The sequence below is a fragment of the Tolypothrix campylonemoides VB511288_2 genome (genome assembly GCF_045999855.1).
Lineage (GTDB): Bacteria > Cyanobacteriota > Cyanobacteriia > Cyanobacteriales > Nostocaceae > Scytonema > Scytonema bouteillei_A.
In genome coordinates this window covers 942312-958224 of sequence record NZ_JBFPMW010000003.1, presented here as the reverse complement: position 1 = coordinate 958224, position 15913 = coordinate 942312, and the positions used below count along the sequence as shown (strand labels likewise).

9 protein-coding genes are annotated in these 15913 nt (G+C 42.4%); all 9 read right to left on the bottom strand.

All coding sequences use genetic code 11. The features are described 5' to 3' along the window. Positions 1-25 precede the first annotated feature (25 nt). Positions 26-913 (bottom strand): tRNA pseudouridine(55) synthase TruB, encoded by an 888-nt coding sequence (truB, locus tag AB0756_RS12605; RefSeq protein WP_038077584.1) that lies wholly within the window; start codon positions 911-913, stop codon positions 26-28. Between the two features lie 259 nt (positions 914-1172). Next, complete coding sequence (locus AB0756_RS12600) at positions 1173-2648, bottom strand: bifunctional metallophosphatase/5'-nucleotidase (RefSeq protein ID WP_038077582.1); 1476 nt, start codon at positions 2646-2648, stop codon at positions 1173-1175. 503 nt (positions 2649-3151) lie between these two features. Continuing rightward, entirely contained in the window at positions 3152-3316 is a 165-nt protein-coding gene (locus tag AB0756_RS12595) for a hypothetical protein (protein ID WP_167844589.1), read from the bottom strand. Between the two features lie 408 nt (positions 3317-3724). Next, positions 3725-5407, bottom strand: coding sequence for an alpha/beta hydrolase (locus AB0756_RS12590; RefSeq protein ID WP_038077580.1), 1683 nt, complete (start codon positions 5405-5407; stop codon positions 3725-3727). A gap of 315 nt (positions 5408-5722) precedes the next feature. After that, on the bottom strand, positions 5723-6646 hold the full coding sequence (locus AB0756_RS12585; protein WP_038077577.1) for a DMT family transporter: 924 nt from the start codon (positions 6644-6646) through the stop codon (positions 5723-5725). A gap of 19 nt (positions 6647-6665) precedes the next feature. Then, positions 6666-7838, bottom strand: a complete 1173-nt coding sequence (locus AB0756_RS12580) for a GNAT family N-acetyltransferase (protein ID WP_038077574.1) — start codon at positions 7836-7838, stop codon at positions 6666-6668. 227 nt (positions 7839-8065) lie between these two features. Then, on the bottom strand, positions 8066-10816 hold the full coding sequence (locus AB0756_RS12575) for a DUF11 domain-containing protein (protein ID WP_038077572.1): 2751 nt from the start codon (positions 10814-10816) through the stop codon (positions 8066-8068). Continuing rightward, entirely contained in the window at positions 10813-14334 is a 3522-nt protein-coding gene (locus AB0756_RS12570; protein WP_050045433.1) for an Ig-like domain-containing protein, read from the bottom strand. Before AB0756_RS12570 ends, AB0756_RS12575 begins: the two co-directional genes overlap by 4 nt. After that, a complete protein-coding gene (locus tag AB0756_RS12565; RefSeq protein ID WP_050045432.1) occupies positions 14331-15905 on the bottom strand; it encodes an isopeptide-forming domain-containing fimbrial protein in 1575 nt (524 codons plus the stop codon). Before AB0756_RS12565 ends, AB0756_RS12570 begins: the two co-directional genes overlap by 4 nt. Between the last annotated feature and the right edge of the window lie 8 nt (positions 15906-15913).

The following is a 15913-nucleotide window of genomic DNA, read 5'->3' as shown; positions in this document are numbered from 1 at the left end:
AATACTCTATGTTACCAAAACAGAATTAAATTGCTTCTAAGACCATTTCTGGAACGAGCAATGGATTGTCAGGAGAATCTTGCACTTGACCAATTCCCAAAAAGCGTCCATCTTCATGATAAACTCGTACAATTCCCAAAATTTCTTGAATAACACTTACGCGCTGGCCCTGACACCATTTTTGAGCAAAAATTGCAGGTAGAGTAACGGATGCAAGATGCTGTAATGGTGTATCGAAGGGTATAGGTTTAAAAGTTTCTGCTTGCAGTTGTACTTCCAAATCGCTTAAAGTCACACTCTCTGCCAAGTGAAACCCACTACTTGCAGTACGTTCCAAAGCCGCAAGAGTTCCACCAGTTTGTAAAGCGGTTCCCAAATCTCGGGCTATTGACCGAATATAAGTACCAGCACCACAATGAATGGCAACATCTAATTCTGGAAATTCTCCTTCCCGCCAATCCAAAATTTCCAGATGGAAAATTTCGACTATCCGAATGGGTACTTCCACAGTTTCGCCTTTGCGTGCTAAATCGTACAGGCGTTTTCCTTGAACTTGAATAGCGCTGTACATGGGTGGAATTTGTTCTATTTTGCCTAGAAATTGTTGCAGCAAAGGTTTAACTTTTTCCAGACGTAAGTCCCAGCAAGGTTGAGAGGTAACAATATCGCCCTGCAAGTCATCCGTTGTAGTCTGCACACCCAAGCGAATTGTGGCTTTATATGCTTTTTCCCCAGGAAGATATTGTAATAAACGAGTTGCTTTACCCAATGCCATAGGTAGCACCCCTGTTGCAGCCGGATCTAGTGTTCCAGCGTGTCCTACCCGTTTGAGACGTAACAGTTTTCGTGTCTTTGCTACACAATCGTGGGATGTCCAGCCAAAGGGTTTGTTGAGATTGAGAAAGCCTTGCACGGTTAATTTTATAGTTTTTATTTGTTTTAATGCGATTTATTATAGCAATCCTCTCGGATTGGTTTAAATGATGATAAACTCAGCAGATGCATGGATAAAATGTTTCTCACAGGATTAAAAACAATTTTTTTAGCAATTAGCTTAAATGTTGCCAAGACGTGTAAAACTATGAGCAATTTGCCAAACATTATATCAATCTTCATTAGTAGAGGCGCGAAATTTTTGCGCCTCTACTAATGTTATATTAATAGGCTATTTTTTATTGAAAAGTCCAGCGCCCTTCAATATGAGCGTCAAGCAACTGATGTGAACTCAGATATTCTTCCAGAACACTTTGAACAGAGGTTGCGATCGCTTTTGAGCTACCTAGTTCTTCCGCTGTCATGTTCAGACTCATGACAGAATTTTTATAATGATATTCCTCAAGGCAAATGCTGTATTCTTTGTCTTCCTGAACCAGGTTGCCATTAATTAACAAAGATACTACTTTCTTCTCAGCATCGCTGTAAACTACCCGAACACCTTGACTAATTTGAAAACAATTGCTTTCATCAGGCATTCTATTTTCTGGTCTGAGAACATAGTTAAATATTTTAAGTAAATTTGCCCCAGTCAATCGAAACTTATATAATGCACCATCGTAAGGATAAACTTTTTTCAGATCGCCCAAAGTCACAAGAGGGCCTAACTCTGTACCTCGGATAGAAGCACTGCCAATGAACACAACATCCAGCGTATCTATTTGGGCAAAAATATCTGTGATTAAGTTACCCAATTCAGTTTCCGCTTCACGAGTTGGATGCGTTAGTTTCCGTGTTAAACGACCAATGACTCGATTATATTTGCGATCTACCGCTTCTTGATAAGTCGCAATAAAGTTTTCTAAATCAACATCTCGTGGTGCAACTTCATTGTTGATTGGAATTAGTTGCCACTTCCATTCCACAATACTGTTAGTATCATCATCTACCACAATATCAAAACGCCCAATCTGGTCTGTACCAACTGCTGCTTGTGTAATCAAAATATTATTAACTTGGGCTGGCTGGTCTAAAAGAGTATGAGAGTGTCCGCCAATGATAATATCTACACCCCATGATGGGTCCAGCATTGCCGCTAGTTTTTTGTCCTCTTCAAAACCAATGTGTGTTAACAGAACTGTCAGGTCAATATCTTCATTTTTGTAAGTATTGCAAATCTTACCTATTTCTGAGGCTGCATCCTCTAAACCTACAAATGTACTAATACTTGTGTCTAGTTTTAATGCTTTAAGAACTTCTTCCGTTACAATACCAATAAACATGATATCGAATCCATCAACATTGAGGATGATGTATGGATTCATCAATCTTTTACTGTATTTTTTAATATATAGATTAGCATTGACTATAGGAAAATTTGCCATCTTTTCTAGAAATAGCAAATGTGGGAAGCCATAATCTAACTCGTGGTTCCCTAAGGTAACGGCATTTGGAGCCAAGTAATTCATAATTTCTATGGTTGATAGACCTTTGAATTCGGTATCGATCATAGAACCCTGGAGCATATCGCCAGAAATTACATAAAGCACATTTTTCTCTTCTTGGCGTACTTGATTGATATATCCTGAAAGCAGTGATAAACCACCAATCAACTTACCTTCTTCACCTTTGGCTTCTGCCAGAAAGTCTCCGTGCATATCATTTGAGTGCAAGATTGTAAATTTTTTCAAACGTTCTGTGCTAGTACCAGTCATATTTTTATTTCTTGTAGTTCTAATTGCTTTATTTGTTGCTGTGCCAACTTAATGTTCTTGAGGATATGAAGCTTTAATTGTTGCTTCTATGTTTGAAGTAGAAAATTTATCCACAATCCTATCATGGATATTTCAAAACTTTGTTAACATAAAATTTTAATTTATTAAGATTTTATGTTAATGTTATTTCCTCATTTTTAAAAAGAAGTGTAAATGCCAAATTCATAAACTTGTGAGTATAAAGTTATCCTTTAAAATACAGATACTTGCTGGATCGAGCAAGTTTTTTTAAAATAAGTTTACTTTTTCTGATTTTATAAAAGTATTGATGAAAACAATTCCAGCCAATTTTCTAAAGAAAATATTAAATTATTTTTATTTCATTACTATCTTTTTCAGCAAATAAGTATTGTGAATTTTGCCGTTAAGCCTTGAAAAACTTGCTGTAAAGGGTTTAGCAAACAGCACAGCATATACGGTACGATAATGGAAATAGGATAACATCATGTGACGAGCAATTTTGGCATGATACGAGAAGATAGCAAAGCCATCTCAAGTTGGGGTATGGGAACAGGTAAAATAAGATCTGCATTGAAATTTGGCGTTGCAGAATAGAGATATGAATTAGAGCGATCGCTATACAACGTGCCCGACTTGAAGAGTTTCATCAAGTAGCCTACAAGTATTTAGGTAGAGCCAAGGACGCAACTTTTGAATTGATAGATGCCATATTGCTGACTCGAAACATTTATCTCCTAGCAGACTTATTCTTACCACCAGTGTTTAGACGCAAGTAGTCAACCATTTATGAGGAATTACAAGATAGCAGACTACAGCGACAGAAATTGGCTATATATAAAACAGATACTAACCCAGAAGCGTCTCATTAATTTTGCTGGATAACTGAACGCACTACTCACTCTCGTTCCCTGGTTCTACCAGGGAACGAAGTTGGCAAGGCTCTGCCTCGCGCTCCACTGGAAGCGGAGTCTCCTGTAAGGCATTCTCAGGCGGAGCCTGGGAACGAGGTAGCAGCCTATCAAAATTAATGCGATGAACCACTAGCGAAGTTCAAGTTACTTCTTAAACCCTCGTGCTAATTCATTTGTGGTCAAAGATTGTACAAGACTTAAACTAACCGACTTACCAGATATTGCTTTGACATAAGCAGCATTAAGAAAAGTATTATATTGAGGCATTTCTGCAACATAAGTTGCAAAGAATGGCAAACTCAAAATGTTTAAATATCGGCGTGCAAGACTTGGATCTTCTCCAACAAGTTCTGAGGGTAATGCGAATTGATTTGCACTTCCTTGCCCTTCTCCAATTGCTGAAAAATGGCTGGTTTTTGAAATAACTGCTAAGTACTTTTGTGAGTTGTCAATCCAAGAAAAAGGTAATATTTGTTCGTATAAAGCTGGAGCGATGGTATCATCACTACTAGCAGCAATCAAAACGGGAGTTTGAATTTGGCTTAACCCTGTTTCTCCAAAAATACTGCTGGTAATTGGATTGACTGCCATTACGGCTTTGACTCTTTTGTCTCGAAAATCATAAACTTTGCGTTCGCTACCTCGCGCTTCCAGTGCATTACACTGAAGGAGTAGGGATAAATTCCAAGTATCTTTAATGGCATTTTCTCGACAATCTTTTGCAAGTTGCTCGAAGTTAATCTTTGCACCTGCAAGGGCTAAAGCCGTGTAGCCGCCAAAAGAGTGACCAAAAACTCCTACTTGTTGCAGATTGAGCCGACCTTTATAACGAGAGTCAAATTTATTCCGGTCTTCGAGTTGATCTAATACATACTTAATATCTAGAGGTCGGTTCTGAAATTCATCTGGTGGTGCTACCTCATTTGTTTTGCCATTAAGAAGCGATCGCAATTGCTTGGTATCGCTACCGGGATGATTTGGAACAACAACAGCAAAGCCATAAGAAGCAAGGTAAGTTGCTACATAGGCAAAGTTACTACTGTCAGAACCCAAACCGTGAGAAACAACAATAACAGGAACTCGACCTTGAGCGTTAGGAAGGTAAATATCGGTTAGCAAAAATCGGTTGCGGGTAGCGTCGAAAAATTTCAGGGTTTGTTTTTGCGCTCTGTATTGTCCTTTTCTTCTTAAATCTTGCTTGAGCGAAAGAAGGTTAAACGGTAATTTACTGGAAGTTGCTTCTATACTTGACTTTTCTTCAACTGCGGCTACAGCACGTTTGGTTTCATTGACAAGTTTTTCTAACTCCGATCCCATGCTCATAGTACGTGCTAAGTCAATATACATACTACGGCTGGGATATTTACGCAATATATTTAACAACGTTAAACCTTCTGGCTCCGCCGCCGCTAGAATCAGCGCCGAACGTAAAGCGTGTAAGCTTGGTTTTTGTTGGCGAGATTCCGTTTTAATGACTTCTCCCAAACGGTTCAGTAAAAATTCTCCTTGTGAAGTATAGAGAAATTGGGAAATCGCGACATGGCTCACTTTGATGGGAGTCAGTAACGCTCGCCGCAACTGCTGGATTTGCCCTTTTTTGAGATATTGCTTGTAAACATCCAAATCATCGTTAATGACACCTGTTTTGGCATAGTCTTCTAATGCCTGTATGGAAATGGAACGTTCAAAAGCTGAATACGATGCATAAATTCGCTCCGCAGCAAAGGCAGAATTGCTCAATCCAAATGTTGGCAGCAAAGCAGATAGAACTAGCGTTAAGGAATTCTTTCTCAGGGCGCTAGTCCAATGACCAAATAAGTTGTTCATCGATTTAATTGTGCAAGGAGGTGATGTTTAACGAGGCGGTGTTATCTGGTAGCTAAGTCACCCTGGAAGTGCTGGTGAGTTTGATGTGCCTCAAAATAACAAACTTAACAGGAATGAGTTACTAATGACTAGTATCTACAGGGGGTAATCTTTGTTTACTGTGACCGATAACCAGTCACAGACATAAGTATAATTACTTGATTTGAGTTAAAAAGTAGGTGAGCGATCGCTATCCATGCCTTTTAACAAATAAAAAATAACATACTTTTTTGATAAGCGATCGCCATTTACCGAGCAACAATTGTTGATAAATGCTTACGTTTTCGTAGATTTCCCTAGAGCAATTGTAACTGAACCTAACACAACTAAAACCGCTCCTATGATTCCCACTAGGGTCAAAGATTCTGGTGCTATCAATTTTGGTGATAGAACTGATACAAACCAAACAGCAATTAATGTTACAACGGGAGCTAAAGCTAAAACGGCACTGACACGTGAGGCTTCCCAATGTTCTAAAGATTCAGCAAAAGCACCGTAGGCTATTAGAGTATTGAAGGCACAAAAAAGGAGAATGGCAAAATGCCAAAAACCCAGTGTAAAAATTGTTTTTGGATTGGCAAATGGAGTGAAACACAAAGTACATCCTCCGTAAATCACAAGCATGATACTGGGAGAGGATAAAGATTGTAGCAATTGTTTTTGTGCTAGGGCATAAATTGACCAAGTTATGGCTCCTACAACAACGAAACCGCTACCTACAAGGTATTTTCCCTGAGATGTAATTAAGTTATTCAATTGTTCGTGAAAAAATAAGACTAGCCCTACAGTTAGAAGACTGATACCAATCCACTGAAGTAATGTATACCTTTCTTTAAAAAGAATTAAACCTCCAATACCCATAAGTAAAGGTGCTAGCTGAATAATCACTTCAGCATTAGCTGGTGAAGTAAGTGCTAACCCCTGCATGAAGAAAAGGTAATTTCCAGCTAGGAAAAAAATTGCGATCGCTAATAGTATCCAAGAAGTGGAACGCAAATGAGACAGATTGGGTAACTTCCACCGTCCTCCCAAATAAATAGCTAACACCACAAAAGATACTAAAAAGCGAAACCAAATGACAGTATAAACATCAAGAACTTGTAGAGCGATCGCTAAGGCAATAGGTAAAATTCCCCACAAGAGAACGGTCAGCAGTGATAATGCTAGTCCTAAACGCCAGCGACCAGTGGTAGTATGCATTGTGGTTAGTTGTTAGTTGTTAGAAGAAATCAGACATACTTGGGGATGCACCAGCAAAAATTTGAGTTGCTGTTAATAAGGCTGTTTCTGTTGCATCTAGATATCCTGCTAGCTGCAATTGGTAGGGTGCGTACAAGCCCGTGTACAGGGGTGCTAATCCTCTAATATCTAGCTTCATCTCTCCTTTTCCACCGCTTCTGACTTCACCGCGTCCGTTGGCAACAGACAGGATAAATTTACCATTGTTTTCTGGAAGCAGGTTATCTTTAATCTCTAGGTGCAGTTCTGCTTGAGTTGTACTGAAATAACCGCGTTTCTCTAGCGCTTTTGCAACATCTACTATCCGTAACATCCAACGCGAGGTAGCTTTTTGCCGAGCTGTTTGTTCTGGTAACAATAACGTGAGGGAGTCAATTGCAGACCCTTTCCAGCATACAGACTGAATTTGAGAGCGATGATTGGCAAGAAAACTCCAAACAGTTTGTCCTGCTACAGGTGTAAGAACGACCCAATCTCTGATTCTGATAAAAGAGCTATCCCGATCTTGGTGCTGGCTGAAGATGATGTAACCTTGTGGTTGCTCTACCGTACCAATGAGATAGGCGTAAACAGTTTCGTTATTGTCAGGTTTAATAATTTGTTTCCATATGGCTTGATGTCTGTCGAGGTACCCGTTGTTGAATTGTGCTTTCTGTTGGTAAAGGTTATAAAATGCTTTTTCTTCTGGGGAAACTTCTAGGAGGGGAAGGGGCTGTTCTTTGATTTGAATACTCTGGGTCAGTATTTCCCAAGAACAAAAGAACCCTCCCTGTTCGTAACCTGCTTTGCGATAAAGACGCTGAGTTGCAGGATAAAGACATGAGATTGGGACTCCGTTCGTCTGGCATTCTTTTAGGGTATGCTCCAATAACGCGATCGCAGATCCATCTCCGCGATGTTCTGGCGCAATACCTACAGCAGCAAGTCCTACCATAGGGACGCGAGAATTACCCCACCACTGACTCATGGGGATTGTTGCAAGCCCACCTGCAATCTGGAGATCGCGACGAATGAGACGAAAGTTTTCTAAGCCGATGCAATTGAAGTAAAAATCAATGTCTTCCCGAAGGCTGATAAAACACTGTGCGATGATATTTTCTAGTTTTTGAGCGTCCTCTTGACCGACTTGGCTGTATTCAAATTTTGCTGTCATGAGTTGTCATACCTAGCAGGACTGGACTACAATGATACTACAAACAGAAATGAGAATAGCGCTTCACCCGATAGATTCATCCAAAAGGATGAGAGTGATGGTACAACAAGACTCCGTTTTTAGTGGGGTAAAACAGACCTAAACTAGGTTTGTTGGAGATTTCCGATTTGTAGCACGTGGTGTGGATTTAGAAGAATCTCCAAGTCTAATAGTAATAGCAGGCAAGATTATTTAACTTTTCCTCTAAAGCGGATATAGCCAAAAGAACTCGGAGGTGTACCGGGACCTGTTGCATTGGGTAAATTGCCCAAGTTAACGACGATCGCACCGTTTGTATTGGCACCCCCACACTCAATCTTAGGATACACGGTTTTGGGGTCTACTCCTGGTGGAAAGTATTGACCGACATCACCATCTTGAACATCTGTCAGAGAAACTGCCGAGTTATTTTGGTAAAGTAAAATACCGCGATCTGCGCCAGAAACACCACCAGGTGCTGAAGACACGCTGTTAAAAGCAGTGGGGATGAAGGTTGTATTATCGGGAACGCGATCGCACAGCAAAACGTTTGGAGCTGGGGAACTACCTGCTGAGAGGAAATATATAGTATATTCCAATTCATTATTGGGACTCACATTCCCACCATTGATACCACCGAGAAGGAAACTACTGGGGTTAGGCCATGCATTCGTATCGGCGGTAGGATACTGAGGGGGTTTGGGAGCGAGATTCGGTTCTATGTCATTGTCATCGTAAGGATTAGCCGCCTCATTAATATAACCTCCTAAGTTATCTCCTCCGTTGGAAGTGGTTGAACCATTAATAGCTGTAATTCTTTTAACCAATAATATATTTGGTTTGTTAGGAGTAGAAACAACAGTCAATAGGGTTGGATCGTCATCACCTGTTTTAGTAGGGTCATTACCTGTTTCGACACCATCGTCTGATTTTTGCAGAAATGAATTGCCAATTGTGGGTGTACTCGATGTACCTCCTGCAGAGTTCGCATCAGTGAAGACAGTTCCAGTTGTTGCGGTACTATCAGGGGTATTAAAATTAGCACTTGCTTGGTTGCTGATGGGAGTTCCGTTGTTATGGTTGTTAATTGTAGCCGTCACGGTGATGGTAATAGTATCCCCAACACGCAGAGTCCCGGAATTTGTTAAAGCACCAGAGCCATTGTAAGCAGAGTTCAGAGTAATATTGTTACCAGATGTTTTGGATGTGATTTCTGCACTTACAAAAGTTAACTGCGCTGGTAATGAGTCACTAATGACAAAATTCGTCGCGTTGCTCTTACCCGGATCGAGATTAGAATAAGTAATAGTATATTGGATGCGATCGCCCACCGTAACAGTTCCACTTGCATCCGTGTCAGTTAAAAAGCGTACAGATTTTGTACCCTGTACGTTTGCCTGATTTGTATCTGTAATAATTATATCCGCAAGCACGGCTTCGCCGGGGTAGTAAGTCCAAGTATCTATTCCTTTAAAGTCTCCGTAATTCCCACTAAACTCGTGTTGTCCTGAGGTGCTATCAATCCCAACAGCAGCATTTCGGGGATTGGTTGGGTTTCCAGGACTGCTCAAGTCAATGGCAGTTCCATTTTTAGTTTTATAGTCGTCATCATTATAATAAACCGTAAATTTATTAATTCCAGGCGGAAACGGACCGGGAGCATTCGTCATTTCAATGACAAATCCGCTAGGGTTGTTTTCAGCATCTAACATGGGGAAGTGGTACTCTCCCGCACGCAGCCTAATTCTGGCATGATAGGGAGCATTTTGAGGAAGGGGAAGCAAGTTGTTCCCTTGTGCATCCTTACCATCCCAGGGGACAACATTTCTACCGGAAAGAGATACGTTCTGTAAAACCCTATCTACACTGGGGTCATAAATATTGTCATTATTCGTATCAATAATAATATCGTAACTCCCCGAAATACTCGAATCAAAGCTAAAGTGACCTCCCGCCCCAACAAAAGTTTGATTTCCACTCGCTCCATTCTTACCAGTAAATTTAAAGTTAGCTGGTTTTGGAGGGATTAATGGTGAAATAGGAATACCAAGCGCTCCAAGAGCGAGCGTGTCAGGTTTATTGATAAAGACTAAATGAGTAATATCAGTTGGGGTATCAGGTACATCCGGGCGCTGTACTTGTACGTTTCCTAAAAAGGGGTCTAGAGTGTTGTTGTTTTGAGCGGCGCGTGCAGAACGATAAAGCGTACTGCTATCCGTGCGGTCAATATACCCACGACTGTTTGCAAAGAAAATAAAGCCAAACGGATCTACCCCATTCATTGCAGTTCGGTAGAGGTAGCCATCTTTTGTTTGAATGAAGAAGTCAGAGTTGAGAGACAAACCAGTTGTCCCAAGGTTAAAAGCAAGGTAATTGGTAAAAACTCGCCCTAGTTGCGCGTTTCCTGAAGAATCTCTCACTGTGATATCCCAAGCAGCGACAGATGATACTTGAGTTGCATCTGTGGGAAAATTCGCGTTTGTTGCTTTGGACGGAGGATTTTTTTGACTGTCTCCCAACCCTGGTGCATGAAACTCGACTTCATACACTCCTGTTTCCGTAGCTTTAAAGCTACATGGAGTATAACCTCCCGTGTTTGGTAACGGTCCTGCTTGCTCTTTTGCTAACGTATCTATAAAGCCAAAACCCGTACTGAGTACATCACAAGATCCGTTTTGTCCTCCCGAAGGGCTGCGATAGACAATATCTTGACCGTTAAACGATGGATCGCTTTCATACACGCTAGAACCCAGGTTAACAGTCTCCCCAGCTCGAACGTAAACTTTCAGCAAGGTGATACGCTTAATATTTGCAGTTGATAAATTTGGGGACCATTCCAAATAAGGTCTGTGTCCGCCTCCGGAGATTAAGTCTTTGGAACCTTCGGCTTGGGCTGGTTGTATCCCAGAGCACAAGGCATACAATAATGAAAATGAAAATAAAAGCGATAATTTCTTCATATTTTTCTCCCCACCATTTCCGCCTTTGCTTTCTTCAGCTTGTCCGCAACGGTTTGCATTGTTCCCGCTTTCGCTTGCTTCAGCTTGTTAACAACTGTTTGCACCGTAGATTCTTTGTCTTGGGGAGGTGGAACTTTTTGCAAGCCAAATCCATCAAAGAGTTCGTTTAACTTCAGAGTTAAACCCAAATAAGGACCTCCTGCACTTCGAGTTCCAGAAAAATCGCGGTCATCAATATTACCAAATACGTAACCTGCAGACAACCGCAGGTTGGGGGTCAGGTAATAGCCTGTTTCTATCACAAAGCCCGTTTCCGTGTAACCGTTTTGATGAATCCAACGAGTCTCTCCTACCAAGTCCATACTATAGCCCAAACGGTAAGTAGCCCGCACCTGCGCTAGATTTGTTGTAGTCGTTCCAATCAAATCCTGCGCTAAGTAAGAAGTACTGTTGCGAAGAGCATACTTTCCGTAAAATTCCCATCTCCAGTTGGGTGCATAGATAGCTTCTGCTGCAAAGGTATGGTCTTCCGCTCCCGTACCGCTTCCTAAAAGAATGGAGTCGGGAATTGTTGATGGATTTTTACGATATTCGTAACGCAACAAAGCATTAAACTTGTCATTGTTGGGGTCGCGATAAGCTAAACCAAGTCTTAGATTGGCTGTATCTCCCAACCCTACCAATTTTTGGTTGGCAGAATTTGCTTGTTGATAGCGCAGGAGTGCTGTCAGGGCGGGGGAAAGCTTACCTGCAGCAGCGGCGGAAATGACGGTGTTGGAACCGCTAGAGGAGGTGCGGTGTTCGTACCGGGCGCTTGCTTGGAATTTGGGATTGTCAGTATATTCCAAACCGACACTGTAGCTATCGCCGCTTAACAGCCCCAATGCAGATGCACTTTGACCGACTGCGAAGGGTTGAGCGTACTGCACTCCCGCTCCGTTACGACCAAAGAAATCACCAAAAACGTGTTCGTAAGCAAGGTTCAACCGCAATCCTGGGGAAATTGTCCAGAGATGGTTTAATCCGATCGCACCTTGCATGGTCACTTCATTAGCGCCACCTAAAATGGAGTAACGTCCTGTTAGAGTAGTATCTTTCCCCAGTTTGTGTTCGCCATTAATACTCAAGTTTGTAATGGAGTTATCTTCAAACTGACCGCGAGTGTAAAACTGTTGGGTTAAACTGACATTCACTCCCGGAGTGACAGCCCAATTTAATCCCAAGATAGTCCGGTCTGGATAAACAGTATCCGTGTCTGAGGATAAAGTCAGTTCGTTCTGGGCTAAGAAGGTGAGGTTTTTTGCTAGGGGTAAAGTCAGACGCGATCGCAACTGGTCGGATTTGGTATTCTGATTGTCAGCAGCCATGCGGTCTTTGCGATCGCGATGCAACCAATCCATATCAACAGTTGCTTTACCTATCCTTTGCTGAATCCCCGCAGAAATGGTTGTGAGGGAGTTATCTACTTTACTCCCCGGAATGGCGTCAGTTCTTGGGGAGAAAAGTTCCTCGAAAGTATCTAGAGGTTGAGGAGCAATCCCAAAGTTATCTTCATGGTCGTACTGTACCCGCAAATTGGTACTTTGAGAAACCTGGCTTGTCAGTTGTGCGCCATACCGAGTTTGACCGGGAACAAAGCTGGTGGTTGCGTTGTTGGCAAATCCCGCATCAGCAAAACGATAATAAGCACGTCCAAACAGACCCCTGGTAATTTGTCCTTGAGCTTCCACCCGTGCTGCAGAACCGCTGACTTCGCTTGCAATATCTGTATCGTTGCTAGAACGAGCGTATTCTGCAATCAATTTGCCTTTACTACCCAGGGAAATTTGTGCATCTGCGCCGTAAAGTTCAAAATTTCGACTTCCCTGATTTTCCCGGATATAGCTTGTTCCTACCCAACTTTCCCGATTGATTTCGCGAGACAAGTTATATTGCAAGCGACCTGCATAGATGTTGCTTTTGCTGTTTTGGCTGTCATATTGATAGGTAGCAACAATCCGGCGGACAAGAACTTGTCCGGTGTTGTCTACATCTGTACGCAGGACGGGTTGGCGGAATAATAATGTCCCTCGATCGTAATCAATTTCGTAGTCGGGACCTCTGGAAAGCTGTTTGCGTTCCAATACAGTACCGGGACGGTTAAGTTCTTCCAACTCAATAAAGACGTTTTCGCTACCTGGAACGAGCAATCTTCTAGACAAGAAGTAATAACCGCTAGTTCCGTCAGGCGGTAGGGTATCCCGTTGGAATCCTTCAACGTTATTTCCGTAAAAACCCGTAACTTGAAGATTACCTATGTTGTAATTTGCTTTAAAACCGTGAAGCTGACGTGTTGTCGCCGTAAATTGCTGGGAAGAACGCGCAAATTCCTCTGTGTTGTAGTCACCCCACATGGCATAGTCGGGGCTGGCTTTGGGGATGCGTGGCGATCGCTCCAACCGCACGTAAACGCTATCAATCGAAGGCGTCAAGACCTCAACTTGAGAACTATCACCGTAAACTGGATAGGCTTGCTCGCTAAATTGATAGGAGCGAAACAGACGGTTGTCGCAGTTACAATCTTCATTGAGAGCGCGATCGCTATTATAAGCACCAGTAAACAACCATTCCCCGATTGCTCCAGTTGCAAACACCGCAGAACGGACGTTTAATTGAGTGCTGTTGTCTTTACCGGGAGGTAGAAAGTCGCGGAACCTACCGTAATAATCCGTACCCCTTGCACCCAAGCGTACATCCACAACCCCAGTGGCAATACTCGGACGCAGCGCAGTCTCAAATTGCAACTGGGTATATGCTTCTAACTCCCCAGCTTTCGCAACAATTTGTACTGTCTGCGCCTTCAATCCCGATTTTAGCTTTGCTGTAAATTCCCCTCCTCGTGCTTGTACCTGAAATCCCGGTTGGTCGGGCTTACTGTCAGCACCGATAAACTCACCAACTGTTGATACTAGAGTAACAACAGCATCGCGGTTTGAGAGATTCCCATTGGCATCTAGCAATCGACCCCGGATGGTAGCCGTGGAACGTCCATCCGCAGGAATCCGCGATTCTACTGTATCTAATTTTATCTGAGTTGGCGCTCCCTTAACTTGTACTTCTATTGTTGCTGTGGAGTCTTGAGCACCAAGAGCAGTTGCGGTGATGGTATTTCGCCCTTCTTTTAAAGAAATACCGTACCATGTTTGTGTCACCAAATTAGTCGTTGGATCGGTTTCTGTACGACCTACCAAAGAAGGGTCTACTATCTCACCATTCACGCGCAGTTCCACCGTCGCATCTACAGAAAACTGCAAAACAATTGTTGTCGCCGGGACATCTATGACCGCATCGGGAGTGGGCGTGAGGATTTTGATTGAGGATAAGGGGGAGGAGGGGAGGGGGAGAGGGGGAGAGGGGGGGAGGGGAGGAGGAGGAGAAGTTTGTGCTTTAACAATAACAGGACAGAAAACAAGACTTGCTCCTGCTACAACACCCATTAATTTTAAATTGAGAACATTTACATAACGCAGTCTTTTCATTTTTTGACCTCCTCATGGAAGGCTGGAGTGACTGCGAAATTCATTCGTACCATTCCACCTGGTTCTAAACGCACCAGGCGAGATTGGCTGTTACGTTCGCGGAAGTAAAGATTGGGGGCTAAGGTGTAACCAGAAAGGCTGCTGAGGTCTAGGACTCCAGTATGATTTCCCGGTAGGACATTCGCAACAGAAAATAAACCATTAATATCCGTAGTTATACGGTTGCCATCTTCTAGGAAAATAACCGCATTGGGAATTCCTGGTTCTCCTGTTTGCTGTTCGCCATCAAAGTTTTTATCGACAAAGACTCGACCTATAATAGTGCCGCAGTCAGACACGATTCCAGGTCTTACTTTTAATTGATGGGTTGCAGGACCGTCTTTAACCGCAAAATTGTTATCAACTCGTTGGGCGTTTACGATGGCTGAATTTCGACCCGAACCGCGTACAGAATCGGGTGAGAGTTGAGCCGCATAGGCAATATTGAGCACTTTACCTGGAGGGATGGAAACTGAAGTTCGCAAGATAACCGTTGCGCCTTGTCCTTCTACTGTCACCGTCACTGCTTGACCGTCAAACTCACCTCGCACCGACTTGGAAACAAAGGCAAATCCCAGGGGCAAGGTATCGGTAAGCACCAAGTTATTGAGGGCAGCATCGCTCTTGTTCTTGACAGACAAGCGATAAATGACTGTATCTCCGGGTTCTGCTGTTGCGCGATCGCCTGTTTTAATAATTTGTACTTGTTGTGTTTGACACATTCCTACATCAAACTCAAAAGCAAATAAATTGAGCCCTACAAGTTCGGCGTTAGGAACCAAAACCACAGTTCCTTGATAACTGGTTTCTCCCGTGATACTGATAGGTTGACCGTCTAAGGAAGTTGCAAGATAGCGAACAACGTTATTTTGGGTACTATCAGCACTCTCAAGAATGGAAATTTTGATGCGCCGTTGGGAATAGATAGAATTTTGTGGGGGATTGACGACTAAAATATAGCTTTTCCCCGGAGTGACTTGACCCTTGCTGGGATCTAATAAAAAGTTATATTGTCCTTCGGAAGAATTCGTAAGTATAAAGGGATTGCTGTTGGTGGTATTTGGTTGTACCCCTCTGGCAATTCCATTGTTGGGAAGATCGGGTAATTCTGTGGGAGTCAGAGAAACTAATCTTCCCAATTCTGTTCCTGTTGGATCGTTGGGATTTGTTTCGTACAAACCAACGGAAAAACCGTTGTAATCAGAAAGTGGCTGTCCGCTACAGCCTAAAATTCGCCCTTGGGGGTCAATTAATTGAGTTGGTTTAATATCAATTTGGCTGGAAATACCTTGAAATTGAAAGTTAGTATTAGAATCTGTATAAGTATATGTAGCTTGGTTAATAAGGTTTGGACCTGAGATTTGGTTCCTTGCTTGGGCAAGTGCAGATATAGGAGTACAGAATAAGTAGGCGATTGGAACTGCGATCGAGAACCATCCCAACCAGTGTTTCTGAGAATTTATATAGTGTTGCAAACTGTCATTAGTTGTAGAGATACGCCGGGACGCATCCGTACATTTCTCGTCGCTCATTGGTTTTC